At 62.9% G+C, this 24,839-nt stretch carries 19 protein-coding genes and 1 tRNA gene; 13 read left to right on the top strand and 7 right to left on the bottom strand.

Features of this window, described 5'->3' with window-relative positions; genetic code table 11:
• The first annotated feature begins 168 nt into the window (after nucleotides 1-168).
• From EJ066_RS30980 to EJ066_RS30965, 4 genes are read left to right on the top strand one after another with little or no spacing between them, the layout of a single operon-like run.
• Nucleotides 169-1,089 (top strand): metal ABC transporter substrate-binding protein, encoded by a 921-nt coding sequence (locus EJ066_RS30980; protein ID WP_126043659.1) that lies wholly within the window; start codon nucleotides 169-171, stop codon nucleotides 1,087-1,089.
• Nucleotides 1,086-1,991: a manganese/iron ABC transporter ATP-binding protein gene (locus EJ066_RS30975; RefSeq protein ID WP_126043658.1), complete on the top strand. Its 906-nt coding sequence runs from the start codon at nucleotides 1,086-1,088 to the stop codon at nucleotides 1,989-1,991. Before EJ066_RS30980 ends, EJ066_RS30975 begins: the two co-directional genes overlap by 4 nt.
• Complete coding sequence (gene sitC / locus EJ066_RS30970; RefSeq protein ID WP_126043657.1) at nucleotides 1,988-2,845, top strand: iron/manganese ABC transporter permease subunit SitC; 858 nt, start codon at nucleotides 1,988-1,990, stop codon at nucleotides 2,843-2,845. The genes EJ066_RS30975 and sitC overlap by 4 nt, the downstream gene beginning before the upstream one ends.
• The gene (locus tag EJ066_RS30965) at nucleotides 2,842-3,687 is read left to right on the top strand and encodes a metal ABC transporter permease (RefSeq protein ID WP_126043656.1); all 846 of its coding nucleotides are present in this window, start codon (nucleotides 2,842-2,844) and stop codon (nucleotides 3,685-3,687) included. Before sitC ends, EJ066_RS30965 begins: the two co-directional genes overlap by 4 nt.
• Nucleotides 3,688-3,697: 10 nt before the next feature.
• Here the strand turns inward: EJ066_RS30965 and EJ066_RS30960 are convergent, their stop codons facing one another.
• The 4 genes from EJ066_RS30960 to aceA form a co-directional block, all read right to left on the bottom strand.
• The gene (locus EJ066_RS30960; RefSeq protein WP_126043655.1) at nucleotides 3,698-4,141 is read right to left on the bottom strand and encodes a Fur family transcriptional regulator; all 444 of its coding nucleotides are present in this window, start codon (nucleotides 4,139-4,141) and stop codon (nucleotides 3,698-3,700) included.
• Between the two features lie 213 nt (nucleotides 4,142-4,354).
• Nucleotides 4,355-4,744 carry a response regulator gene (locus EJ066_RS30955; protein ID WP_245455042.1) on the bottom strand — a complete coding sequence of 130 codons (390 nt, stop codon included), beginning with the start codon at nucleotides 4,742-4,744 and terminating at the stop codon, nucleotides 4,355-4,357.
• Between the two features lie 298 nt (nucleotides 4,745-5,042).
• Nucleotides 5,043-5,285: a hypothetical protein gene (locus tag EJ066_RS30950; protein WP_126043653.1), complete on the bottom strand. Its 243-nt coding sequence runs from the start codon at nucleotides 5,283-5,285 to the stop codon at nucleotides 5,043-5,045.
• 63 nt (nucleotides 5,286-5,348) lie between these two features.
• Nucleotides 5,349-6,638 carry an isocitrate lyase gene (aceA, locus tag EJ066_RS30945; RefSeq protein WP_126043652.1) on the bottom strand — a complete coding sequence of 430 codons (1,290 nt, stop codon included), beginning with the start codon at nucleotides 6,636-6,638 and terminating at the stop codon, nucleotides 5,349-5,351.
• Between the two features lie 247 nt (nucleotides 6,639-6,885).
• Between aceA and EJ066_RS30940 the strand changes: the two genes are divergently transcribed.
• The 6 genes from EJ066_RS30940 (at nucleotide 6,886) to EJ066_RS30915 (ending at nucleotide 13,851) form a co-directional block, all read left to right on the top strand.
• Nucleotides 6,886-8,340, top strand: coding sequence for an XRE family transcriptional regulator (locus EJ066_RS30940; RefSeq protein ID WP_126043651.1), 1,455 nt, complete (start codon nucleotides 6,886-6,888; stop codon nucleotides 8,338-8,340).
• Between the two features lie 150 nt (nucleotides 8,341-8,490).
• Nucleotides 8,491-9,444 carry a DMT family transporter gene (locus EJ066_RS30935; protein ID WP_126043650.1) on the top strand — a complete coding sequence of 318 codons (954 nt, stop codon included), beginning with the start codon at nucleotides 8,491-8,493 and terminating at the stop codon, nucleotides 9,442-9,444.
• Between the two features lie 296 nt (nucleotides 9,445-9,740).
• Nucleotides 9,741-10,838 (top strand): polyamine ABC transporter substrate-binding protein, encoded by a 1,098-nt coding sequence (locus EJ066_RS30930; RefSeq protein WP_126043649.1) that lies wholly within the window; start codon nucleotides 9,741-9,743, stop codon nucleotides 10,836-10,838.
• A gap of 74 nt (nucleotides 10,839-10,912) precedes the next feature.
• Nucleotides 10,913-12,052 carry an ABC transporter ATP-binding protein gene (locus EJ066_RS30925; protein WP_126043648.1) on the top strand — a complete coding sequence of 380 codons (1,140 nt, stop codon included), beginning with the start codon at nucleotides 10,913-10,915 and terminating at the stop codon, nucleotides 12,050-12,052.
• A gap of 9 nt (nucleotides 12,053-12,061) precedes the next feature.
• Nucleotides 12,062-13,036 (top strand): ABC transporter permease subunit, encoded by a 975-nt coding sequence (locus tag EJ066_RS30920; protein ID WP_126043647.1) that lies wholly within the window; start codon nucleotides 12,062-12,064, stop codon nucleotides 13,034-13,036.
• Nucleotides 13,033-13,851, top strand: coding sequence for an ABC transporter permease subunit (locus EJ066_RS30915; protein ID WP_126043646.1), 819 nt, complete (start codon nucleotides 13,033-13,035; stop codon nucleotides 13,849-13,851). The genes EJ066_RS30920 and EJ066_RS30915 overlap by 4 nt, the downstream gene beginning before the upstream one ends.
• Nucleotides 13,852-13,915: 64 nt before the next feature.
• On the opposite strand, the gene EJ066_RS30910 is transcribed toward EJ066_RS30915, so the two are convergent.
• Nucleotides 13,916-15,766, bottom strand: a complete 1,851-nt coding sequence (locus EJ066_RS30910) for an AsmA family protein (protein WP_126043645.1) — start codon at nucleotides 15,764-15,766, stop codon at nucleotides 13,916-13,918.
• A 211-nt stretch (nucleotides 15,767-15,977) separates the two neighbouring features.
• Between EJ066_RS30910 and EJ066_RS30905 the strand changes: the two genes are divergently transcribed.
• Nucleotides 15,978-17,963 carry an acetoacetate--CoA ligase gene (locus EJ066_RS30905; RefSeq protein ID WP_126043644.1) on the top strand — a complete coding sequence of 662 codons (1,986 nt, stop codon included), beginning with the start codon at nucleotides 15,978-15,980 and terminating at the stop codon, nucleotides 17,961-17,963.
• Between the two features lie 418 nt (nucleotides 17,964-18,381).
• On the opposite strand, the gene EJ066_RS30900 is transcribed toward EJ066_RS30905, so the two are convergent.
• On the bottom strand, nucleotides 18,382-22,029 hold the full coding sequence (locus tag EJ066_RS30900; RefSeq protein ID WP_126043643.1) for a PAS domain S-box protein: 3,648 nt from the start codon (nucleotides 22,027-22,029) through the stop codon (nucleotides 18,382-18,384).
• A gap of 255 nt (nucleotides 22,030-22,284) precedes the next feature.
• On the opposite strand from EJ066_RS30900, the gene EJ066_RS30895 reads away from it, so the two are divergent.
• On the top strand, nucleotides 22,285-22,743 hold the full coding sequence (locus EJ066_RS30895) for a phasin (protein ID WP_126043642.1): 459 nt from the start codon (nucleotides 22,285-22,287) through the stop codon (nucleotides 22,741-22,743).
• A gap of 442 nt (nucleotides 22,744-23,185) precedes the next feature.
• Nucleotides 23,186-23,262, top strand: a tRNA-His gene (locus tag EJ066_RS30890).
• A gap of 45 nt (nucleotides 23,263-23,307) precedes the next feature.
• On the opposite strand, the gene EJ066_RS30885 is transcribed toward EJ066_RS30890, so the two are convergent.
• Complete coding sequence (locus EJ066_RS30885; protein ID WP_126043641.1) at nucleotides 23,308-24,819, bottom strand: ROK family protein; 1,512 nt, start codon at nucleotides 24,817-24,819, stop codon at nucleotides 23,308-23,310.
• Nucleotides 24,820-24,839 lie beyond the last annotated feature (20 nt).

The following is a 24,839-nucleotide window of genomic DNA, read 5'->3' as shown; positions in this document are numbered from 1 at the left end:
ATCGCACTGTCGCTGACGCCAAATCGCTCGGCCGCATGCAATCCGCGGCGTCAAACCGTTTTCTACTTGCAAATCAGTCGCAATTGCAGAATATTCGAAAGCGCGCGTCGCAGTCGCATATTGGCCGCTACCGGCGGACATGAGAGTAAATCGCGACAGGAGATATTGATGATCGAGAGATACGGGCGATTGGTTGTTGTCGGGTTGATGGCTGCGGTGTTCGCTGCGGCAGTGGCTTTAAGCCCAGCGAAGGCGCAGGAAAAATTCAAGGCCGTGACGACCTTCACCGTCATCGCCGACATGGCGAAGAACGTGGCGGGCGACGCAGCAATCGTGGAATCGATCACAAAGCCGGGCGCAGAAATCCACAATTACGCGCCAACGCCGGGTGACATTCAGCGCGCCCAGGGCGCACAGCTCATTCTGTGGAACGGGCTCGGCCTCGAACTCTGGTTCGAGAAATTCTTCCAGAACCTCAGCGACGTGCCCGGCGCTGTCGTCTCTGAGGGCGTCCAACCGATGAGCATCGCCGAGGGACCCTATACGGGCAAACCGAATCCGCATGCGTGGATGTCGCCGACAAGCGCGCTGATCTACGTCGACAATATCCGCGACGCCTTCGTCGAGCACGATCCGGCGCATGCCGAGACCTACAAGGCCAACGCAGAAGCCTACAAGGCAAAGATAGAGGCGGCCGTCGCGCCGATCCGCGATAAGCTTGCCTCGATCCCGCAGGACAAGCGCTGGCTGGTGTCGAGCGAAGGCGCTTTCTCCTACCTCGCACGCGATTTCGAGCTGAAGGAGCTTTATTTGTGGCCGATCAACGCTGACCAGCAAGGCACCCCGCGGCAGGTTCGCAAGGTGATCGACGCCGTCAGGGAAAACAAGATCGTCGCCGTCTTCAGCGAAAGCACCGTGTCCGACAAGCCGGCTCGGCAGGTCGCGCGCGAGACCGGAGCGCATTACGGCGGCGTGCTCTATGTCGACTCTCTCAGCCAGGCGGACGGCCCGGTGCCGACCTATATCGACCTGCTGCGGGTGACATCGGATACGATTCAGAAAGGCCTCGCCACAGGGCTGTCGCAATGAACGCAGCCGTTCCGCCTCTTGCCCCCGTGTCCGAGGATGCGGGAGGCGGTCTCGCCGTCCGGGGCGCGACCGTCACCTACCGCAACGGCCAAACGGCGCTGCGGGATGCGAGCTTTGAAATTCCGACAGGCACGATCACGGCACTTGTCGGTGTCAACGGCTCGGGCAAGTCGACGCTGTTCAAAGCCATCATGGGCTTCGTGCGGCTGGCAAAGGGAGAGATTCTTGTTCTCGGACAGCCGGCCGCGGCCGCGCTGAGGAAGAACGTCGTCGCCTATGTGCCGCAGGCCGAGGAGGTTGACTGGAACTTTCCAGTCCTGGTCGAGGACGTCGTCATGATGGGCCGCTACGGCCATATGGGCATGATGCGCCTCCCGAAGGCGGCTGATCGTGAGGCGGTTACGGCCGCGCTTGCGCGTGTCGGCATGAGCGATTTCCGTAAGCGCCAGATCGGCGAGCTTTCGGGCGGGCAGAAGAAGCGCGTCTTTCTCGCTCGGGCGCTGGCGCAGGACGGGCGCGTCATCCTGCTCGACGAGCCCTTCACCGGCGTCGACGTCAGGACCGAGGACGCTATCGTCGAACTGCTGCGCGCGCTCCGGAACGAAGGCCGAGTGATGCTGGTCTCGACGCACAATCTGGGTAGCGTGCCGGAATTCTGCGACCGTGCCGTGCTGCTCCGGAACACGGTCCTTGCCTACGGGCCGACAGGCCAGACCTTCACGCAGGCGAACCTGGAAAAGGCTTTTGGCGGCGTCTTGCGCCATTTCGTGCTGGGCGGCGCCGGACTGCATGAGGACGACGACAAGCGCCGCCTTGCCGTCATCACCGACGACGAGCGGCCACTGGTCTTCTACGGAGAGAACGGCGCCATGCAGCAAAAGATGCGGGAACCGGACGAATGAGTGTCCTGCTCGAGCCGTTCGGCTACGAATATATGCTCAATGCCATGTGGGTGTCCGCCTTGGTCGGCGGTGTCTGCGCCTTCCTGTCCTGCTATCTGATGCTGAAAGGCTGGTCGCTGATCGGCGACGCGCTCTCGCATTCGATCGTGCCGGGCGTCGCCGGCGCCTATATGCTGGGCCTTCCCTTCTCGATCGGCGCCTTTTTCTCCGGCGGGCTCGCCGCTGCGGCGATGCTCTTCCTCAACCAGCGCACCAAGCTGAAGGAGGACGCCATCATCGGCCTGATCTTCTCCTCCTTCTTCGGCCTCGGCCTGTTCATGGTGTCGCTGTCACCGACCTCCGTGAACATCCAGACGATCGTGCTCGGCAATATCCTGGCCATCACCCCGGAAGACACGCTTCAGCTCGCCATCATAGGCTTCGTCTCGCTCGCCATCCTGCTGGTGAAATGGAAGGACCTGATGGTGGTCTTCTTCGACGAGAGCCATGCCCGCTCGATCGGCCTCAACCCGAGCGCGCTCAAGATCATGTTCTTCACGCTGCTATCGGCCTCCACGGTCGCCGCGCTTCAGACCGTCGGCGCCTTTCTCGTCATCTGCATGGTGGTGACGCCCGGCGCGACCGCCTATCTTCTGACGGACCGCTTTCCGCGCCTGCTCGTCATCGCGGTTTTCATCGGCGCGGCCACGAGTTTCACCGGCGCCTATGCCAGCTACTTCCTCGACGGCGCCACCGGCGGCATCATCGTCGTGCTGCAGACGCTGATCTTTCTCGCCGCGTTCTTCTTCGCTCCCAAGCACGGAATGCTGGCAGCTCGCCGCCGCGCGGCGAGCGCCTTGGAGGCCAGCCCATGAGCATCGTCGATACGCTGCTTACTCCCTTCCAGTTCGGCTTCATGGTCAATGCCCTGATTGTTTCGGTTCTGGTCGCTGTGCCGACGGCGTTGCTCTCCTGCTTCCTCGTTCTCAAGGGCTGGTCGCTGATGGGCGACGCCATCAGCCACGCCGTCTTTCCCGGCGTGGTCATCGCATACATCGTTGGATTCCCCTATTCGGTCGGTGCCTTCGCCGCCGGGATGATCTGCGCTCTCGCAACCGGCTTTCTCAAGGACAACAGCCGCATCAAGCAGGACACGGTAATGGGCATCGTCTTCTCCGGCATGTTCGGCCTCGGCCTGGTGCTTTACGTAAAGATCCAGTCCAACGTGCATCTCGACCACATATTGTTCGGCGACGTGCTGGGCATCGGCCTGCGCGACATCGTTGAAACGGGGCTCATTGCTGCGATCACGGCCGGCATCATCGGGATCAAGTGGCGCGACTTCCTGCTGCACGCCTTCGACCCGGCCCAGGCTCGCGCGGTTGGTCTTCGGGTCAATCTGCTCCATTACGGCCTGCTTTGCCTGATCTCGCTCACCATCGTCGGCGCGCTGAAGGCGGTCGGCATCATCATGGCCATCGCTATGCTGATCGCGCCTGGCGCCATCGCCTTCCTGCTGACAAGGAAATTCAGCGCCATGCTGATCTTGTCGGTGGCGATCGCGGTCGCCGCCTCGTTTCTCGGTGTCTATCTGTCCTTCTTCATCGATAGTGCACCGGCGCCGACCATCGTTCTCATGCTGTCCGCCGCCTTCATCGCGGCCTTTGCCGTCACCACGCTCAAAGTGGGCCGAATGGGGATTGGCGAGGAGGCTTAGAAACGGGCGGTCATTTTCTGGATTGACGAGAGCGCCGCGTTTTCTGAATCGGCTTCACGTAGATCTCCAGTCTGTGGCTGATGATCGTGAATCCGTGCTGTCGGGCGATCTCCTCCTGGAGCCGCTCGATCTCCGCCGACTGAAATTCGACGACATCTCCCGTCTCGATGTTGATGAGATGGTCGTGATGCTCACGGGGGACGGTTTCGTATCTGGCGCGCCCATCGCCAAAGGTGTGCCGCTCCAGAATGCCCTTTTCGCGCAGAAGGCTGACGGTGCGATAGACAGTGGCGAGCGCGATCGTCGGCTCGATGGCGACAACGCGGCGGTGGAGTTCCACCACATCCGGATGGTCGCTGGATTCGGATAGAACGCGCATGATGACGCGGCGCGGACCTGTGATGCGCAGTCCGAGTTTCCTGCAAAGCGCGGCGATGGTCTGTTCTGAGGACATGTCATGATCCGCCAATATCGACAGCCATGTCGTGAAGTCGAAACATGCCTGCGGATTTGTTCGAAAGTGCTATCCCAGATGCGTCGCAATTGCAAAAGGACATAGGGCTGGGTTCACTGTCAGGCGACACCGGCCGGTCGCATGCCGACATAAAGACATCCAGATCCGATCGCAAGAAGCGAGGAAGGGCAGGTGAGCCGGATCGGACGCCGGCTAGCTGCGCCCGAGCCCGATGAAATGGTCGATCACCGGCTGCAGCCGTTCGGTCGTGATCGGTTTGACGACCACCGCATCGACGATGCTCGACAGGCCGAGGCTCTCCGGTGTGCCATTCTTGGTTGAAAGCAGGATCACCGAGGGGACCGACTTGCCCGACGTTCGGCGCAACGCATCGATACCCGACATCAGCGCGTCGCAGTCCTTGTTGTCCGCTCCGCCATCGAGGACGACAGCGCCGGGAATGAGCGATCGCAACGTCGCCGCTGCCGTTTCGGGCGATTCCGAGACCGGTTTGAGCCCGGACCGTTCGACGATTTTCGAAACCACCACCCGGTTGACCGGCGACTTTCCGACGACGAGCACGCGGGTGAAGTCCGCGAGCATGGTCCGGCTCACCGAATTCAGGTGCTTCGCAGTGCTGGTCTCACGATTCACGGGGCGCATGAGCGGGTGGGCACTCGTCTTGTTTCAATGCAGGGTTGAAACTTTGGAGACAATTGCCGTGAGATCCCCGCCCATGTCAAGCTGAAATGGCAGGCATCGAAAATATCGCAAGAAACGTTAAAATTTAAAGCAAGGTCTGTTCCTGGCCCGAATGCAAACCGGTCGTGCAAAGGCAAATCACCTGCGCAGAGACTGTGCAGGTGATGCCGATCCACAACAGGCTTTGGACGGATGTCGGTCAGCCGAGGCTCCGTTGCGTGACGATCACCGGGATCAGCAGGTCGCCCCAGTTGCCGTCGCCGCCATGATGTCTTGCCGAGCGCACGAGCTCCACCGACACGCCAGCCTCGACCGCCTTCATCACCGACTGGTTGAGCCTGTGCAGGTCGTTCGCAAGCATGCGGATGGTCGCTTGCTGGTCGACGTTCATGGTGGTGGCCTGTTCTTCGGCCCGTTCCTTGACGCGGCTTATCGATGCCATTGGTCTTCTCCTTCTGCGTATTTATAGCCCTCTGGGGCGGTTTCTCTGTTCGTTGCGTTCCGGCTATTCCGCCGCCGGTTTGAACTGGGCGTGCTCGGTCGATTCATGCATGGCCGTGGTCGAAGACCGGCCACCGGTGATGGCCATCGACACGGCGTCGAAATAGCCGGTGCCAACTTCGCGCTGGTGCTTGGTCGCGGTGTAGCCGTGGGTTTCCGCCGCGAATTCAGCCTCCTGCAGTTCGGAGTAGGCAGCCATCTGCCGCGTCTTGTAGCCGCGGGCGAGTTCGAACATGCCAAAATTGAGCTGGTGGAAACCGGCCAGCGTGATGAACTGGAACTTGTAGCCCATGGCGCCGAGTTCCTTCTGGAATTTGGCGATCGTGGCATCGTCGAGGTTTTTCTTCCAGTTGAACGACGGCGAGCAATTATAGGCGAGAAGCTTGCCGGGATGGTGCCTGTGCACGCCCTCGGCGAACTTCTTGGCCTGCGCCAGGTCGGGCTTGGAGGTTTCGCACCAGATCAGGTCGGCGTGGGGCGCGTAGGCGACGGCCCGCGCAATGCAGGGCTCGATGCCGTTCCTGACTTGATAGAAGCCCTCCACCGTGCGGCCGGCGCCGTAGTCGACGAAGGGCTGGTCGCGCTCGTCGATGTCGGAGGTGAGCAGCTTTGCCGCTTCCGCGTCGGTGCGCGCGACGACCAGCGTCGGCGTGCCCATGACGTCGGCGGCAAGCCGCGCGGCGTTGAGGTTGCGGATGTGTGCGGCGGTCGGGATCAGCACCTTGCCGCCGAGATGACCGCACTTCTTCTCCGAAGCCAGCTGGTCCTCGTAGTGGACGCCGGCGGCGCCCGCCTCGATGAAGGCCTTCATGATCTCGAAGGCATTGAGCGGCCCGCCGAAGCCCGCTTCCGCATCGGCGACAACAGGCGCGAACCATGTGTCGACCGAAAGCCCCTTGCCTTCGGAGGTCTCGATCTGGTCGGCGCGCTGCAGGGTGCGGTTGATGCGCTTGACCAGTTCGGGCGCCGCATTGGCGGGATAAAGCGACTGGTCCGGATACATGGCGGATGCGGTGTTGGCGTCGGCGGCGACCTGCCATCCAGACAGGTAGATCGCCTTCAGCCCGGCCCGGACCTGCTGCATCGCCTGGTTGCCCGACATGGCGCCGAGCGCGTTGACGAAGTTCTCCTCGTGGATGAGCTGCCAAAGCCGGTTGGCGCCCATCTCGGCGAGGCTCTGCCGGATCTGGACCGAACCGCGCAGCCGCTTCACATCGTCTGGCGAATAGGGCCGCTCGATGCCGTCGAAGCGGCCTTCCGGCGCCGAGGGGACGAGGTTGTAAAAATCGGTCATTGGTCGCTCCGGATAAATCGTTGCTGGGATAGAAAACGCCGCCTCATGGAAATTTCCGCGCCGTTTGGTGTGACAGTATTTACATTTCGACGCGAAACAGGCGAGGAAAACCGTAAGATTGGTTGGAAAATAAAGGAAAACCTGTGTTGCGTTTGACAATCATGCGCTGTAAATTTGTCACGATTGTAAAATGGCGACATGGCATCGCCATACAAAAATGATGTAAATTTCTGTCAAGGACAATCGAGTGGCCGACCAGAAGATCTTCGCCGGGCCGCGCATCCGCCGCATTCGCAGCGCCAAGGGCCTCACCCAGACGGCGATGGCCGAGGGGCTCGGCATCTCGCCGTCCTATCTCAATCTTATCGAGCGCAACCAGCGGCCGCTGACGGTCCAGCTGATCCTCAGGCTGGCGTCCGTCTACAAGGTCGACCCGCATGAACTGCAGGGCGAGGCGAGGGGGTCGGTCGCCGCCTTGAAGGAGGTGTTTTCAGATCCGCTGCTGGTCGGCGAATTGCCTGGCGACCAGGAGCTGATCGAGCTTGCCGAGGCGGCGCCCAACGCTTCCGCCGCGGTGATAAAACTGTTTCGCGCCTACCGCGAGCAGGCCGAGCGCCTTTCCGACCTCAACGAGCTTCTGGCGCGTGAGGGCCGGGCCACCGCGCTCTCCGGCGCCCGCTTGCCGATCGACGAGGTGCACGAGATTTTCGAGCGCCGGCCGAACCATTTTGCGGCGCTCGAAGCGGAAGCCGAGGCATTCACGTCGGTGCTCGACCCCGGCGACGATCTGCTCGGTGCGCTGAAGGCCTGGCTGAAGCGCGAATACGGCATCGTGGTCAAGGTGCTGCCGGTCGCCACCATGCCGAACTGGCGCCGCCGCTACGACCGCCACTCGCAGCGTCTGTTTCTGTCGGAGCGCCTGTCGCCGTTCGACCAGTTGCGCGAGGTGGCGATGGAGGCCTGCCTGATCCGCATGACGGTCGCGGTAGCAGGCGAGATCCAGGCGCTGAAGCTGAGCACGGATGAGGCCCGCCGGCTCGCCCGCTTCGAGCTTGGCCGCTACGCCGCCCACGCGCTGATGATGCCCTATCAATCCTTTCACGCCGCAGCACACCGTGCGCGTTACGATATCGACGTGCTGCGCTCGCGCTTCGGTGTCTCCTTCGAGCAGGCGGCGAACCGCCTGACTATGCTGCAGCGGCCGGGCACGTCGGGCGTGCCGTTCTTCATGCTCGAGGTCGACAATGCCGGCAACCGCTTCCGCAAGGCGGGCAGCCAGGGTTTTCCGCAAAGCCGCTTCGGCGGCGGTTGCCCAAAACTTCCCGTGCATGCCGCCTTCACCCAGCCCGGCCAGATCTTCGTCGAGGCGGTGGAAATGCCCGACGGCGCCGAGTTCCTCTGCATCGCCCGCACGCTTGAAGGGCCGCAAGGCTCGTTTTCGGAGCGCCCGCGCCGTACCGCGCTTCTGCTGGGTTGCGACATCGGCTTTCGTGACGAGATCGTCTACGGTTCGGCGCTGCCGGGGCCGGCTGCCGCCGCGGCTGGAAAAGCCGGACAGGGCATCAATCCGGCCACGCCGATAGGCCCGGCCTGCCGGCTGTGTGAACGCATCGGCTGCCTTGCCCGCGCCGAGCCGCCGGTGACGCGCCCGCTCGGCCTCGACGAGATGGTGACCGGGTTGAGCGCCTTCGATTTTCAGTGAGGCCGCGGCAGGCGATCTGCCGTCTTTGCCACAACCGTCGCCGTTCGGTGGATCACGCCCCGCCGCTGCCTTTGCGCTACGCGAATGAGGCACGTTCTTGTCGTCCGTTGCGCATCGTGCCGCCCCTGAAATCGCCGACAGTCGCGCCCCATGACCGATACCGCATCATCACCGATTGCCGTTTCGCCCGCTGTCTCGCCGCGTGACGAGCGTGTCGGCTTCCTGTTGATATTCCTGTCGGCGCTGATGTGGAGTTTTGGCGGCACTATTGCCCGCTTCATCGACGCCGGCGACAGCTGGACGGTGGTGTTCTGGCGCTCGGTCTGGGCCGCCGCCTTCCTGATCTGCTTCATGATCTGGCGCGACGGCTGGCACGGCACGGTGAGGTTGTTCCGCGGCATGGGCCTGCCCGGCCTTGCCGTGGCGTTCTGCTTCGCCACCGCATCGACTTGCTTCGTCGTGGCGCTTGCCTACACCACCGTCGCCAATATCCTTTTGATGCAAGCCGGCGTGCCGCTCCTGGCGGCGCTGTTTGCCTGGGTGCTGTTTCGCGAACGGGTGGCCGCGGCGACCTGGGTGGCGATTGCCGCCGTCATTGCCGGCGTTGCCATCATGGTATCGGAATCGCTTGATGGCGCCGTGTCTCCCGTCGGCGACGGGTTGGCGCTGCTCATCGCCGTCATGTTTTCGATCGCCACCGTCATCACCCGGCGCTTTGCCCATGTGCGCATGACGCCGGCGACCTGCCTCGGAACGATGCTTGCTGCCGCATTCGCGGCGTCCCAGGCATCGCAATTCGGCGTTTCCAGCAGCGACATGGGCTTCTTGTTTGCATTCGGCGTGGTCAATCTGGGTCTCGGCCTTGCCTTCTTCGCCACCGGCGCCCGGCTTGTTCCGGCGGCCGTTGCAGCACTCCTCGGCACCTTCGAACCGATCCTCGGCCCGATCTGGGTCTGGCTCATCCATTCCGAGGTGCCGTCGGGACGGACCATCATTGGCGGCATGGTGGTGGTCACGGCGCTGCTCGTCCATATCGGGCTCGAATTCAAGCGTCAGACGCGGCCCGTGCGGCCGGGTGTCACGGGCATGCCATCGCCTAATTGATGCAGCGCACACGACAAAGCGAGATGAGCCATTGACAACGCCGCAGCCGCGCGGGCAGGCTGCAACACGGCAACAACAAGACAGGCGTATCTTGCCAAGTCTCCCCTCCGGGCCGATCGAGACCGGACAACATCGTCGCATCCCTGCCCGCGCCGTGGCGAGAGCCTATGACGGCGCCGGAACACCACTTGGATCGCGCTTGTCGCTTGCCGGAAAGCCCAATAATCTGAAGCAAACGCCCAGCCGCGCAGCCTCGCGACGAGCTGGCGACGGAACACTCATCAAAGGAGAGACGCATGACCCGCAAAGCGTTCTGGTTTTCGGCGACCTCGGCATTTCTGACGCTTTTCACCCTCGGGGCTCATGCCCAGGACCGCGTCGTCAATGTCTATAACTGGTCGGATTACATCGACAGCTCGATCATCGACGACTTCACCAAGGAAACCGGCATCAAGGTGACCTACGACACCTTCGATTCCAACGAGCTCCTGGAGACGAAATTGCTTGCCGGTGGCAGCGGCTACGATGTTGTCGTGCCAACCGCCAATTTCCTCGCACGCCAGATCCAGGCGGGCGTGTTCCAGAAGCTCGACAAGTCGAAGCTGCCCAACATTTCCAACATGTGGGACATCATTGCAGAGCGCACGGCCAAGTACGATCCCGGCAACGAATATTCGATCAACTACATGTGGGGCACGGTCGGCCTCGGCTATAACACCAAGAAAGTACAGGAAGCGCTCGGCACCGAGGAGATCGACAGCTGGGACGTTTTCTTCAACCCGGAAAAGCTGGCCAAGCTGAAGGATTGCGGCGTCTATGTCCTCGATTCCCCGAGCGACATACTTCCGACCGCCTTCAAATATCTGGGCATCGACCCCGAGACCACGTCGATGGACGATTTCGCCAAGGCGGAAGAACTGATGCTGAAGATCAGGCCTTACATCCGCAAGTTCCACTCGTCGGAATACATCAACGCTCTGGCCAATGGCGACATCTGCCTGGCCGTCGGCTGGTCGGGTGACGTCTTCCAGGCGCGCGACCGCGCGACGGAGGCTAACCGTGGCGTCGAGATCGGTTATTCCGTGCCGAAGGAAGGTGCCGAGATGTGGTTCGATCAGATGGCGATCCCGGCCGACGCGCCGCATGTCGCGGAGGCGCATGAATTCCTGAACTACATGATGAAGCCGGAAGTGATCGCCAAATCGAGCAACTATGTCTTCTACGCCAACGGCAACAAGGCGTCGCAGCAGTTCATCGACAAGGAGATACTCGAGGATCCGGCGATCTACCCGGATGAAGCGACGCTGGCGAAACTGTTCACCATCGCCCCCTACGATTCCAAGACCCAGCGCGTCGTCACCCGCACCTGGACCAAGATCGTCACCGGGCAGTAAGCGGCAATCAACGACCCCGGCGCAGTGCGCCGGGGTCAAATCTTTTGGGGATAGGACGCAAGACGGAGTGGGACATGAAATCGCTTGGCAGCATCCGCAGGGATTTCGCGCCATGGAACGACCCGAAAGCCAAGCCATACATCCAGTTCGACAACGTCACCAAGAAGTTCGGTGACTTCACCGCTGTCAACAATTTGTCGCTGACCATATTCGAGCGCGAGTTCTTTGCCCTGCTCGGTGCGTCGGGTTGTGGAAAATCGACGCTTCTGAGGATGCTCGCCGGCTTCGAGGAGCCGACCGCCGGCCGCATCCTGCTCGATGGCCAGGATTTGCGCGGCATCCCGCCATACCGGCGGCCGGTCAACATGATGTTCCAGTCCTATGCGCTGTTCCCGCATATGACGGTCGAGAACAACATCGCCTTCGGCCTCAAGCAGGACGGCATGCCGAAGCCCGAGATCGCGGCGCGCGTCGGAGAGATGCTGAAGTTGGTCAAGCTTGAGCAGTTCGCCAAGCGCAAGCCGCATCAATTGTCCGGCGGCCAGCGCCAGCGCGTCGCACTTGCCCGCTCGGTCGCCAAGCGGCCGAAGGTCCTGCTGCTCGACGAGCCACTTGGCGCGCTGGACAAGAAGCTGCGCGAGGAAACACAGTTCGAGCTGATGGACCTCCAGCAGTCACTCGGCCTCACCTTCGTCGTCGTCACCCACGATCAGGAAGAGGCGATGACCATGGCCGACCGAATCGCCATCATCGACAAGGGCGAGGTGATGCAGGTGGCGACGCCGGCGGAAGTCTACGAGGCGCCAGGTTCCCGTTTCGTCGCCGGCTTTGTCGGCAACGTCAACATGTTCGAAGGCAAGATCGCGCGTGGCGATGCCGGCGCGGCAAGCATCGACACCGGCAACGGCATCACCATCCGGACGGAGAATGCCGGCGACACCGCCATTGGCGCGGCCGTCGCCTTCGCGATCAGGCCGGAGAAGATCAAGGTGTCGTCGAAGAAGCCGGACGGTGCCGTCAACGCCATCGAGGGCGAGGTCTACGATATCGCCTATCTCGGCGATATGACCGTTTATCACGTCAGGCTGGACGACGGCCACGTGGTGCGGGCGAGCACGATGAACGCCGCACGCATCACCGAGGATCCGCTGAGCTGGAATGACCGTGCCTGGGTGTCGTTCCGGCCGGACGCCGGCGTCGTGCTGACGCGATAGGGGACAGCCATGTCGAATGCCGCTGTCACCGCTGCAACAACGTCCTCGGCCGCCGATGCGGGCAAATCCGCCCTGGCCAGACTGGGAGAGGCCTTCGTTGGCCGCCTCGTCATCATCATCCCGTATCTCTGGCTGGTCTTCTTCTTCCTCATTCCGTTCGTCATCGTCTTCAAGATTTCGCTGTCGCAGACGGCGATCGCCATACCGCCTTACACCCCGGTGCTTGGCTTCGGCGATGGCCTTTCCGGTCTTCTTGTTCAGCTGAAACAGCTCAGCATCGACAATTACACTTGGCTGACGCAGGACGCGCTCTACGTCAACGCCTATGTGACGAGCGTCATCGTCGCCGCCATTTCGACGGTGCTGACATTGCTTGTCGGCTACCCGATCGCCTATGGCATGGCCCGCGCGCCGGCGACGCTCCGCCCGACTTTGCTGATGCTGGTGATCCTGCCGTTCTGGACCTCGTTCCTGATCCGCGTCTACGCCTGGATCGGCATCCTCAAGCCCGAGGGGCTGCTCAACCAGCTGCTGCTCGCCAGCGGCGTCATCAACCAGCCGCTGATCATCCTCAACACCTACACGGCGATCTTCATCGGCATCGTTTATTCCTATTTGCCGTTCATGGTGCTGCCGCTCTACTCCGCTCTCGAGAAAATGGATTACTCGCTGATCGAGGCGGCCAAGGATCTCGGCTGCCCGCCGACCAGCGCCTTCTGGAAGATCACCTTTCCTCTGTCGCTGCCCGGCGTCATCGCCGGCTGCCTCCTGGTGTTCATTCCCGCCGTCGGCGAGTTCGTCATTCCCGACCTGCTCGGCGGGTCGCAGACGCTGATGATCGGTAAGACGCTGTGGAACGAGTTCTTCGCCAATCGCGACTGGCCGGTGTCGTCGGCCGTCGCTGTCATCCTGCTGTTGCTGCTGATCGTGCCGATCATGCTGTTCCAGCGAGCCCAGGCCCGCGCCCAGGAGCAGGACAGATGAACCCGACCTGGAGCCGTTTCAACATCACCTCGATCGTGCTGGGCTTTGCCTTTCTTTACCTGCCGATCGTCCTGCTCGTCGTCTTCTCCTTCAATGAATCGAAACTGGTCACCGTCTGGGGCGGCTTCTCGACCAAATGGTACGTCGCGCTGTTCCACAACCAGGGCCTCATGGACGCCACCTGGGTAACGGCCCGCGTCGCTGTCATCTCGGCCACCGTGGCGACCGTGCTCGGCACACTGGCGGCTGTCACCTTGACGCGCTACACCCGCTTCAAGGGCCGGATGCTGTTTTCCGGCATGGTGTTTGCGCCGCTGGTCATGCCGGAAGTCATCACCGGCCTGTCGCTGCTGCTGCTCTTCGTCGCCGTCGGCCTCGACCGCGGCTTTCTCACCGTCACGCTTGCCCATATCACCTTGACCATGTGCTTCGTCGCCGTCGTCGTGCAATCGCGCCTGATGACGTTCGATCGCTCGCTGGAAGAGGCCGCGATGGATCTTGGCGCACCGCCGGTGAAGACCTTTTTCCAGATAACGCTGCCTGTCATCATGCCGGCGATCGTGTCTGGCTGGATGCTGGCGTTCACATTGTCGCTCGACGATCTGGTCATCGCCAGCTTCACCTCGGGGCCTGGCGCCACCACGCTGCCGATGAAGATCTACAGCCAGGTTCGTCTCGGTGTGACGCCGGAGATCAACGCCGCCTGCACCATCCTGATCGCGGTCGTGGCGGTCGGGGTCATCATCGCTTCGCTCGCCAACAAGCGTCGCGAGGTGCAGCGCCAGCGTGATGAGCAGGCCGCTCAGCGGGGGTGATGAAAGGGACGGCGGCTGCAGGCCGGCAGGAAGCACTTCCGACGACCGCAGCGGCTTCGTCTGCCTACTCCCCGGAAACCCCGCGGCTTATCGGCGAGATGAACGGGGTGCTCCACGTCCCGCCGACGAAGAACGAAGACTGGTTGGGACCCTGGCCATTTGTCTGCGCGGCTGCCTGGTCCGCCTGAATGATACCGCCGGACAGCGCCAGCCCGCGTCCGGCATAGGAGGCAATGCCGGAAAGCCAGGCCTTGTACTGCGCCGAACTGGCTTCGGCCTTCTCGATCTTCGCCACGCCGTTCGAAATATTGGCCTTGAGTTCGGCTCCGTCGATCGGCAGCGTTCCGTCGGAGACATCGTCGAGCGCGAAGAATCCGCCCTGTTCGGTGTGTTTGAGAAACGCCGGCAGGTTGAGCCGGCTCAACGCGCCCTTGCCGAATTTCGCCGAAACCGAGCCGTCGGCGTTTTCGAAAATGGAATCCCAGGTTCTGCCCGGCCCCTTGAGGATGACCGAAACTGTTCCCGTGCCGATCGGCACCAGTCGCGTCATTCCGGCTGCGGTGCCGAAAGCGCCGCCGTCGATGTCTGAGGCGAGCAGCCTGATCTCGACCTGCGTGCCTCCCGGCTTGCGGTCGAAACGAAGGCTGCTCTGGATGTTGCCGCCAAAGGCCGAGGCATCGGAAATATCGAAGACGGCAAGACCGTTCTTGACCTGGGCGGTGGCGGCGACTTCGGCAAGCTGGATGGCGCCTGCGGTGGCCTGCGCTGCCGACAGTCTGAGATCGAGATTGATCCGGTCGGCGACGCTTGTGTCGATTTCGCCGGGGCCAGTTCCGCTTGTGGGTGCCAGGGGCGTGAAGGCGGAGAGAAACCGCCGCAGGTCGAGCGTGTCGAAGGCGAGCGTACCGGAGATGACCGGCCGCGCTTCGCCAAAGGAGAAGTCCAGCGCACCCATTCCCGGATTGTCGTCCAGAGCGATCTCGGTGTTTTCGAATTTAATGCGGCCGGAGGTCGCCGTGACCTTGCTGGAAACGGAGACCGAGCCGATCGCCGCGCCCGGCGCGATGCCGGCCCGCGACCATTCGAGCAGGCGCCTGAGCGAGGGTGCGGCAAATTTCGCCTGGCCGTCGAAATAGGCGTTCTCGGACATGCCAGCCACGCCGTCGAACGAAAAACTGGCAGGGGCTGCCTTGAAGGAAAGCGTCATCGGCGCAGCACCTCCCCCAAACAGCACCAGCGGGTTCGGCGATGCGGCATCCACGGCAACGCTTTCGCCGCGCCAGATCCCGGTCGCCGACAGCGTCGCGTTGCTGTTCAGCGCGGCCCAGTTCGCCTGGCCGCTCAGGCTGCTCAGGATCTCGGCGTCCTTGCCATCGACGGAGGTCACCACGCGGCCGTCCCTGAACTCCACGGTGCCGAACGGGTCCGCCGGCAGCTTGCTCAGGTCCGGCTTGGCTGGATTGGCGCTGACCACGGCGCGAGCAGTGTCGATGGAACGCGTGATGCGCCCGCCCGAAGGCAAGGCGGGCTGGAAAAACCCATTTGCTGCGCGTTGGACCCTGATTGTCGGCCGGATCAGCCGCGCCGTTGAAAACACCACGTTGCCACGCAGCGCCGCCATGGCGGAGAGATTGACCTCGACCCGTTCGGTTTCGATCACAGGCGGCGCGTCGGCCTCTGTCCATTGCGAAAGCGTCACGTCGGCCAGGATGGCCCGGAAATTCGGCCAGACCTCGATCCGCGGCGCGCCGTCGATGGTGACCCTGAAACCGCTCCACGCACTCATTTCCCAGGCGATGCGGTCGCGCACGATGCGGGTCGAGGCGACGAGCGGCAGGGCGGCGACGGCCAGCGCGATGACGAGCACGGCAACGCCGATCGCCCATATTCCGCGCCGGATCAAAGGTGATGGCATGTCGCCCCGTATGCTTCCATTCCGACAAAATCGCCCGACGGGTGTAACCCCAGTCGTCACTACGACTTAGGGCCGACGCATTTCAAGTCTTTATGGCTCCGCGATGGCATTTGCGCACATCCGCGTCGGGTCGGCCGAACAAAATCTTGCTCTGCTGCGCTGCGATATGCATAAGCGATGCCATACGCGGCGCGTTTTAAGGAGGAACGATATGGCTGGCGACGCACCGCTCTGGACACCCACGCAGGACCGGATCGACGCTGCGCCGATGACCGCCTTCATGAAGGCTGCCGCGGCCAGGGCCGGCAAGGATTTTTCCTCCTACGCCGATCTTCACCGCTGGTCGGTCGACGATCGCGAGGCGTTCTGGAGCCTGGTCTGGGATTTTTGCGGGATCGTCGGCGACAAGGGGACCAGTGAGGGGAGAACTGATGGGGGCGAGCGCGTGCTTGTCGATGGCGACAAGATGCCCGGCGCCGCCTTCTTTCCCGATGCGAAGCTGAATTTCGCCGAGAACCTGTTGCAGAAAACCGGGGCAGGTGACGCAATCGTCTTTTGCGGCGAGGACAAGGTCGAGCGCCGGCTGTCCTGGAACGAGCTGCATGCGCTGACCTCGCAGCTGCAGCAGCTTTTTCTGTCGCTCGGGGTGAAAGAGGGCGACCGCATCGCCGCCATGATGCCCAACATGCCGGAGACCGTCGCCGCCATGCTGGCGACAGCCTCGATCGGCGCCGTCTGGTCGTCCTGTTCTCCCGACTTCGGCGAACAGGGCGTGCTGGACCGGTTCGGCCAGATCGAGCCTGTCGTCTTCATCGCGCCCGACGGCTACTGGTACAATGGCAAGGCGATCGAGGTCGCTGACAAGATCGCGGCCGTTGCGGCAAAGCTCGCCACCGTCCGCAAGATCCTGATCGTCGACTATCTCGGCACGTCGACCGATGTGGCAGCGACCATCGAGAAGGCGACGGCGCTGGACGAGGCGCTCTCATCCTTTGCTGCCAAGCCGGTCACCTTCGAGAGGTTGCCGTTCGCGCATCCGCTCTACATCCTGTTTTCTTCCGGGACGACCGGCATCCCCAAATGCATCGTCCATTCGGCCGGCGGAACGCTGATCCAGCATGTCAAGGAAGAGCGGCTTCACGCCGGCCTGCTCGACGGCGACCGCTTCTTCTACTTCACCACCTGCGGCTGGATGATGTGGAACTGGCTGGTGTCCGGCCTGGCGTCGGGCGCAACCCTTCTGCTCTATGACGGCTCGCCCTTCTATCCCGACGGCAACGTGCTGTTCGACTTCGCCGACGCCGAGAAGATGACCTATTTCGGCACCTCGGCCAAATTCATCGATTCGGTGCGCAAGGCCGGCCTCAAACCGATCCGCACGCATGATCTTTCCAGCGTGCGCACGATCTCTTCCACCGGCTCGCCGCTGTCACCGCAAGATTTCCGCTTCGTCTATGACGGCATCAAACAGGACGTGCATCTCGCCTCGATCTCCGGCGGCACCGACATCGTCTCCTGCTTCGTGCTCGGCGTGCCGACGCAACCGGTTTGGACCGGAGAGATCCAGGGAACCGGTCTTGGCCTCGCCGTCGACGTCTGGGACGACGACGGCCACCCGCTCAGGCAGGAGAAGGGAGAGCTCGTCTGCACCAAGGCGTTCCCGGCAATGCCGATCGGCTTCTGGAACGATCCCGAAGGCAAGAAATACCATGCCGCCTATTTCGAGCGCTTCGACAATGTCTGGTGCCACGGCGACTTCGCCGAATGGACCGCTCATGGCGGCCTGATCATCCATGGCCGCTCCGACGCGACGCTCAACCCGGGCGGTGTCAGGATCGGCACGGCGGAGATCTACAATCAGGTCGAGCAGATGCCGGAAATCCTGGAGGCGCTGTGCATCGGCCAGGATTTCGACAACGACGTGCGGGTCGTGCTGTTCGTGCGGCTGGCTGCGGGTGTTGAACTCGACGCCGAGCTGGAAAAGCGCATCCGGACGAAAATCCGCAGCGGGGCGAGCCCTCGCCACGTGCCGGCCAGGATCGTCGCCGTCACCGACATTCCACGCACCAAATCCGGCAAGATCACCGAGCTCGCGGTGCGCGACATGGTGCACGGCCGCGCCATCAAGAACAAGGAGGCGCTGGCCAATCCCGAAGCGCTCGAGCTGTTTCGCAACCTGCCGGAACTGGCCGATTAGTTCCTCGAAGTGAGTGACTTTGACAGGTTGCAGGCCTGTTTGGTTTCGTTGAGTGAACCAACGCAAACGTTCGAGATTGGCCGAAGCCCCTCAACTTCGTCATCCCTAAGGTCTGCGCTGCGTCGCTCCGCTCCTTGCTCCGCCCCATGATGACGAAGCGATGGGGCGCTTCAGCATGGTTAACAAAATATCTCGCTCGAATTTACCTAGATTTCACGAGTGGTACACATTGGTAAATTTTCCGCCGCGCCGGTAAGGTTTTGTTAAGGGCCGACGTCGATAGTCGTGCGTAACTTGAGGGAGAAATCCCGTTCCTCGAAATCCCCAGAGGATCTGAATTCGAGGATCTGAATTCGCTCAAGCCCCCGTTGTGACAGCAATCCTAATAATTCAAGGCGTCCGGTTGGACGCCTTTTCTTTATTCAGCGAGCACGCGGGTCGATGGAAAAGCGACTTCGACCAGCGTGCCCTCGCCGGGCGTCGAGTTGATGGTGAACCGGGCGCGGTTCGCCTCGACCATGGCCTTGGTCAGCGGCAGCCCGAGGCCGGTGCCGTCGCCGCGCCCGCGCTTCAGCGCGTTGATCTGCTTGAACGGCTTGAGCGCCTGTTCGATCTCGGACTGGCTCATGCCGATGCCGGTGTCGCGCACGCGCATCACGACGTCGCCGGAGATTTCGTAGGCTGTCGATACGATCACCTGGCCGCCGGCCTGCGTGTAGCGGATGGCATTCGACAGGATGTTCAGCGCGATCTGGCGCACGCTGCGCAGATCGGCCACCACTTCCGGCAGCCGTGAGGCGAAGCTGGAGCGGATGATGACACGTTCGCGGTTGGCCTGCGGCTGCATCATCGCCACCGTCTCGGCCAGCGTGTCGTTGAGCGACACCGCCTCATAGGCCATCTCCTGCTGGCCGGCCTCGATCTTCGAAATGTCGAGCAGGTCGTTGACCAGGTCGAGCACATGGTTGCCCGACCGGTTAATGTCGCGGAGATAGTCACGGTAGCGGTCATTGGCGACCGGCCCGAATTTCTCGTCGACCATCAACTCGGAAAACCCGATGATGGCGTTGAGCGGCGTGCGGATCTCGTGGCTAATGCGGGCGAGGAAGTCGGTCTTCTGCGACGACGCGCGCTCGGCCACCGCGCGCGCCTGGGTCAGATCCTCTTCGGCCCGCTTCCATTGGGTGATGTCGCGCACCACCGCGCAAAACCCGCTGTCGTTGGGCAGGCTGCCGATGGTCATGAACAGCGGAATGAACCGCCCCTGCGCCTCGCGTCCGATCACCTCGCGGCCGTCATTGAGCACGCTCGCCACGCCGGGCTCGGACAGTCCGTCGAGATAGTCTCGCGCCGCGCGCTGGCTTTCGATCGCGAACAGCGAGACGAAGGGTTTGCCGGTCACCTCGTCACTGTCGAAACCGAACAGCGCTTCCGCCGGGCGGCTGATCGAGCGGATCGTTCCGTCACGGCCGATCAGCACGACGCCATCGGTCGCGGTGTCGATGATGGTGCGCATCTCGCCGATGCGTGCCTTGAGTTCGGAAATGTCCGGCTGCATCTGGTCGTCGGCGGCACCGTGCGGAATTGGTGCGTCGTCGCCGGACCGGCGCACGACCAGCATCAGCGCCTTGCCGCCACGCCACGGAACCGAGCGCAGAATGGCCTCGATCGGGAACTCCTGGCCGTCACGCGCCTTCAGCCGCAACGCGTGATCGGTTCCGTCGGAAGCGCTGTCGTCGTAAGGATCGGCAAACAGCGCTCCGAGGCCACCGGCATCCTCCAGATCGTCGAGCGTGTCATAGCCGGTCAGGCTGAGGAATTCCTCATTCGCGTAGTGGAGGTCGTCGCCGGAATGGATGAGCAGGGGCACCGGCAGCTTGCCGAGGATAGAGATATCCGGAGCCTTGTTGTTGTCTCCTGCCGAAAAAGCCGATGGCACGAACCCTTCGAGCTTGAGTGGCGGCACCTGCAGGCGCGGCCGCTCGACGGGCGCTGGCTCCACGTCACCGGCATCGCCGATGTCATCGGCTGACGAACGGGTTTCATCGTCATCGGACCGTGCCCAGTCCTCGCTGTCTTCCGCGTCGCGGAAATCGGCGGCCGTCATCGAGTCGTCGTCTTCGACGGAGGTCGATCGATTGTCCGTGTCGGTGGGTTCGGTGATCTCTTGCGCCGCCTTGTCCGGCTCGGAAACCGGCGCACCGTCGCCGTTGTCGGTCGCATCGTCCCGGTCGGCGTAGTCGAGCAGCGAGCCTGAGATGTCGGGCACCGTTGATTTCGGCTGCTCGCCGTCGAGCCTTGCGACATCCTTCTCGTCTTCGGCATCGCTTTCGGGCGGTTCCGCCGCAGTCGATTCTGCCGGCCTTTCGGCATCGGGCTTTTCGGCCGGGGTTGTATTGTCCCTCTTGAGCCGCTCGCCGATCTCACGGAATGCGCTGCGTTCCAGCGTCGACAGCCCCTTGTTGTTTGCCGGCTGCCTGTGCTCCGCCAGCCGGATCACCTTGTCGGCAAAACGCCGTTCCGGCTTCGGCACGATGGTCAGCGCCGGCACCTCGCCCTTGAACGGATCGTCAGTTTCCTCAGACGCTTCGGGCGCAGTCTCCGTGACCTCCGGCTCGACGGCTGCGGCGGCCGCACCATTGGGGACAAGCGCCATCCCGATCGCTTCCGGATCGGCCACCGCATCACCGGTGCGGGCAACGCCGAATCCGCGAAAACCTTCGAAGGCGCGGCTGCGGCCGTAGACGGGCAGCGCCGCCAGATCGACGGGTATCTTAAAATCGGTGCCGGCCACCGGCCACAGCACGGAGCGGCCGGACCAGGTGTCGCGCCGGTCGAGCAGGCCGGCGATCTCGCCGGACGCGTCGAGGCCGAACGTGGCGGCGACGTCCCTGAAGCGCCGGCCGATCACATCGGCGGCAGGCTTGCCGACGATCTCCGCGAATTCCGGCGACAGGGTGCTGAACCTGCCCTCGGCGTCGGTGCGCCAGACGAAACGCAGGGGGGGAGCCGCTCGGTCGATCGCCGGGATGGAGCGTCCGGCCGGAGAGGCACCCCTGGGGGCATCTTGTACGGTATTTCCCGCCGAAGCATCCGATACGGCCGGCGCCTCGGTCTGCCTGGACGCATACGGTCGGCCCGGCGCCTCGTCGGGGCTGAAATACCAATGGTCATGCTGCGCGGGCGGTCCGCCGGCTGCTTCGGGGCTCTCCTCGGCCGCGTCGGAAATGTCATGCTCCGCCGATGCGGAGATGTCTTCGACGGCCGCCGGGGCGATTTCCGCGACTGTCGTTGTCGGCAGGTTGTCCTGAACTGCTTCTGGCTGGACTGCGGCATCCGCCGCTGCCGTATTGGTGCCGGTTTGCGTCTCCGCGCCGCGCTCGCCGGCAGAGGCTTCGGCGTCAAGCTGATCCTCGTCGATCACCACCAGCAGGTGCCGTTCATCCGTCAGCCGGGCAAGGCCGGCCGGATAGGAAGTGGTGCCGCCTGGAACGAGGCGCTTGACGATACGGTCGCTCTCGTTCGCCACATCGGCCACAAGCGCCGCCAGCGTCTCGGGCAAGATGCCGAGCGCCGAAAAGCCATCCGAAGCGGCCTCGATGCTGCCCTTGGCGTCGACGAAGGCGATGAAATGACTGTCTTCGGTAAAGCCGCTGATGGCCCGAGCGGCGATCTCTGCGGCGCTGCGCGAGCCGGTCTGCGTCGCCGGCACCGCCAGCATGATCGCGTTTTCGCCGTCCGGCATCGTCACCGCGCTGGCCAGAAAGCCAACCGCTCGGCTGGTCAGGCCGGTCGCCAGCCGGACCGTGATGGCGCGGTCGCGGCCGATCTGTGGAAAACCGCTTGTCGCCATGATCTGGCGCCTGGCGATCAGCGGCAACCCTGTCGAGGCGCCAATGATGGCCTCGATGTCGGGGTAGCCGAACACCGCCGCCCCCGGTCCGTTGGCCCAGATCACCTGTTCGAGGTCTGCCGACAGAAGGGCGATCGCGTCGCCGGCGGCAAAGCGCTGGCGGACCTCGTCGAGCACGGCGACGTCGAGGAAAGAGTAGTTTTCGGACGGCATGCGCTTGGCGAACCCTCTTGGCACGGAGCCGGCAGTTTGCAGTTAACACTTTGTTAATAAAAGTCGATGGAACGAAGGTCCACAAGCCATAGCGTGCATCAGCAGGAATCTCTGGGCTCGTGGTTAACGCTGGGAAAGAATTTATGGTGCATTGCAACAATGATGTTGCAATGCACAAAATTTGCCTTTATATTGCCATCATACATGAACGAGACGGCTTTCCGTCAAAGCCGCTGCCGCTGAAAAGGATGGAAAATGTCCAAGACCAAGACCGCCGAAACGATCGAAAACGTTGAATTCCCGAGCTTCGACGCTTCCAAGGCCACCGACCAGATTCGCGTCTTCGCCGAAAAGGGCGTCGAGCAGTCGAAAGAAGCCTACGCCAAGCTGAAGACCGGCGCCGAGGAGACCCAGAAGGCACTGGAGTCGACCTTTGAGACCGTCAAGACCGCTTCCAACGACCTGTCGCTCAAGACCATCGCTGCTCTGCGCGCCAACACCGAAGCCGGCTTTTCGCATCTCGAAGCCCTGATCGGCGCCAAGTCGCTGTCGGAAGCCGTCGAGTTGCAGACCGCATTCCTGCGCAAGCGCGTCGAGATGACCGTCGAGCAGGCAAAGGATTTCCAGACCGTCGCCTCCAAGGCGGCCGAGGACGTTTCCAAGCCGATCAAGACCGCCTTCGAGAAGGCGATGAAGGAAATTAAAGCCGCCTAATATTTGCGCATATTTCGAAGATGCAACAAAAGGTCGCATTTCTTCGAATAAGATTATGTGAGATATAGCGTCAAAGCGAATACCCGGCGGGTGGAACCTCCTCCCTCTGCTCTCCGGGGTGACCAGCCAGCACCTCCTCCGCTGGCTCGTAACAGGAAAAGGCCGGCACCTCCTCCCGCCGGCCTTTTTCTTTGCCCGGCGAAGATGACGCCGCCGCCGGAGCGATCTTTGCCTACAGCGCCGCGTCCTCTTGGGCGCGCAAAGGACGCTGTAGAGCTTTGGATTTGCGCATGATCCTTTCCGAAAATCGATTCTGATTTTCGGGGTCATGCGCGGCCAAAAGCCTTGAATTAAACTCCGATAGCCCGTATGGACGCATCGCCGGACGACAGAGCGGGTCGCGGAGAATGAGCATTCCCCTCGGTCCCACTCAGGCAAGCGTGCCGTTGTAGCTCAGATGGTTAGAGCGCCGGATTGTGGATCCGGAGGTCGCTGGTTCGATCCCAGCCAACGGTACCATCGGTTCTCCGTTAAATCACTGAATTTGTTTGGCGGCCGCACTGCCTATGTGTCAGCCGCAACCGTCGCCTGCAGCCATTGCGTGATGGCATCGAAGGCGACCGGTCTGGTCGTGTCGACGTCGAATAGCGGTCCGCGTCGCAGCGGCTCGGCGCGCTGGGCCAGTTCGATAAGCTCGGGGATATAGGCCGCTCCGGGATGGCCGGCAGGACGCTGGTCGAGCCGCGCGCGATAGCGCTCGGCCAGAACCTCGCCGGGCGCATGACACCAGATTTCGGCGGTTTGCTCGACGCCGGCCCTTTGCAGGTGATCCTCAAGCACCTGGCGTGGCTGGAAGCCGAACCAGGCATCGACGACAAAAATGGTGCCCGCTGGCGCTTCGCCGACGACCGACCAGATGGCCTGGTAACTGGCGCGGCCGAGTGTGCGGTTGAATTCACGATCGCCGCCGCCGAGCACTTCGAGGAACGGGTTCTTGATCGTATCGAGCGCCAGCAATGGCCATCCCATGCGCTCGGCAATGCCGCGCGAGACCGTGCTTTTGCCGCTGGCAGGGATGCCGTTGACGAGCACGGCGCGCCGGCCGGGCACGGCACGCCGGCCAGCCACGGCACGCCCGCCCGGCACGGCACGCCGGCCGGGGTCGGGCGGGACGGATGGCAAAGACACTGGTGACGCTTCTGTGACTGTCGCCAGCGCTTGCAGGCCGGCGCCGATGACGCCGGCGTCGTCGCCGAGTTGCGCCGGTTCCACCGGGCATTGGTACCAGGGAGCCAAGGCGGGGGCCCTGGCAAGCGCCCTGTGGGCAGCCAGGCCAAGCCCGCCGCCGAGCAGCACCAGATCGGGGTCAAACATGGCCACGGCCGTATCGATGGCCGCACGCAGCGGCTTGGCCCAGGCTTCCAGTATGCCGCGCGCCAGCGTGTCGCCGCCCGCATCCCGGGCAAAAAGCTGGTCGACCGAAACATCCGGACCGAGGCCCGCCCGTGCGATATGGCGGCCAAGCGCCGTGCCGGAGCTGGTGGTTTCAACGCAGCCGCGCCGGCCGCAGACACAAGGCTCGCCTGATATGTCGACGGCGATATGGCCAAGCTGCCCCGCCGTCCCCTTGCCGCGGACGATCCGCCGCTCCTGCGCCACGGCACCGCCAATGCCGGTCCCGATGGTGAACATGACGATGTTTCGATGGCCTCTGGCGGCGCCGACAGTCATCTCGGCGACCAGTGCCATGTTGCAGTCATTGTCGATCACGACGGGCTTGCCCGCCATGCTTTCCAGCCGTTGCGCCAGGGAGATCGAGGCGAGGTTGACATAGCCTCCCGACAAGACCGCGCCAAGCCGCGCATCGACGCGTCCGGGGACGCCGATGCCGATGCTTGCTACTTCGGGAGAATCGAGCCGGCGCACCATTTCGGCGATCCGCGATAGCACGAGCTCCGGGTCCGGCGCGCTCTTCTGGGAAATGCGGTCCAGGATTTCGCCAGTGCCGGAAATGCGGGCGGCGCGCAGATTGGTGCCGCCAATATCGATTCCGATGGCCATCGAACTAAGAGGCATGACGTCCCGTGCGTGCCTGG

The organism is Mesorhizobium sp. M9A.F.Ca.ET.002.03.1.2, from assembly GCF_003952365.1.
Lineage (GTDB): Bacteria > Pseudomonadota > Alphaproteobacteria > Rhizobiales > Rhizobiaceae > Mesorhizobium.
The sequence above is the reverse complement of the archived record's forward strand: the minus strand, read 5'-3'. Positions and strand labels throughout refer to the sequence as shown.

Coding starts and splice junctions, on each gene's coding strand:
- EJ066_RS30980 (WP_126043659.1), top strand. CDS start 169: ATGATCGAGAGATACGGGCGATTGGTTGTTGTCGGGTTGATGGCTGCG.
- EJ066_RS30975 (WP_126043658.1), top strand. CDS start 1,086: ATGAACGCAGCCGTTCCGCCTCTTGCCCCCGTGTCCGAGGATGCGGGA.
- sitC (WP_126043657.1), top strand. CDS start 1,988: ATGAGTGTCCTGCTCGAGCCGTTCGGCTACGAATATATGCTCAATGCC.
- EJ066_RS30965 (WP_126043656.1), top strand. CDS start 2,842: ATGAGCATCGTCGATACGCTGCTTACTCCCTTCCAGTTCGGCTTCATG.
- EJ066_RS30960 (WP_126043655.1), bottom strand. CDS start 4,141: ATGTCCTCAGAACAGACCATCGCCGCGCTTTGCAGGAAACTCGGACTG.
- EJ066_RS30955 (WP_245455042.1), bottom strand. CDS start 4,744: ATGCTCGCGGACTTCACCCGCGTGCTCGTCGTCGGAAAGTCGCCGGTC.
- EJ066_RS30950 (WP_126043653.1), bottom strand. CDS start 5,285: ATGGCATCGATAAGCCGCGTCAAGGAACGGGCCGAAGAACAGGCCACC.
- aceA (WP_126043652.1), bottom strand. CDS start 6,638: ATGACCGATTTTTACAACCTCGTCCCCTCGGCGCCGGAAGGCCGCTTC.
- EJ066_RS30935 (WP_126043650.1), top strand. CDS start 8,491: ATGACCGATACCGCATCATCACCGATTGCCGTTTCGCCCGCTGTCTCG.
- EJ066_RS30930 (WP_126043649.1), top strand. CDS start 9,741: ATGACCCGCAAAGCGTTCTGGTTTTCGGCGACCTCGGCATTTCTGACG.
- EJ066_RS30925 (WP_126043648.1), top strand. CDS start 10,913: ATGAAATCGCTTGGCAGCATCCGCAGGGATTTCGCGCCATGGAACGAC.
- EJ066_RS30920 (WP_126043647.1), top strand. CDS start 12,062: ATGTCGAATGCCGCTGTCACCGCTGCAACAACGTCCTCGGCCGCCGAT.
- EJ066_RS30915 (WP_126043646.1), top strand. CDS start 13,033: ATGAACCCGACCTGGAGCCGTTTCAACATCACCTCGATCGTGCTGGGC.
- EJ066_RS30910 (WP_126043645.1), bottom strand. CDS start 15,766: ATGCCATCACCTTTGATCCGGCGCGGAATATGGGCGATCGGCGTTGCC.
- EJ066_RS30905 (WP_126043644.1), top strand. CDS start 15,978: ATGGCTGGCGACGCACCGCTCTGGACACCCACGCAGGACCGGATCGAC.
- EJ066_RS30900 (WP_126043643.1), bottom strand. CDS start 22,029: ATGCCGTCCGAAAACTACTCTTTCCTCGACGTCGCCGTGCTCGACGAG.
- EJ066_RS30895 (WP_126043642.1), top strand. CDS start 22,285: ATGTCCAAGACCAAGACCGCCGAAACGATCGAAAACGTTGAATTCCCG.
- EJ066_RS30885 (WP_126043641.1), bottom strand. CDS start 24,819: ATGCCTCTTAGTTCGATGGCCATCGGAATCGATATTGGCGGCACCAAT.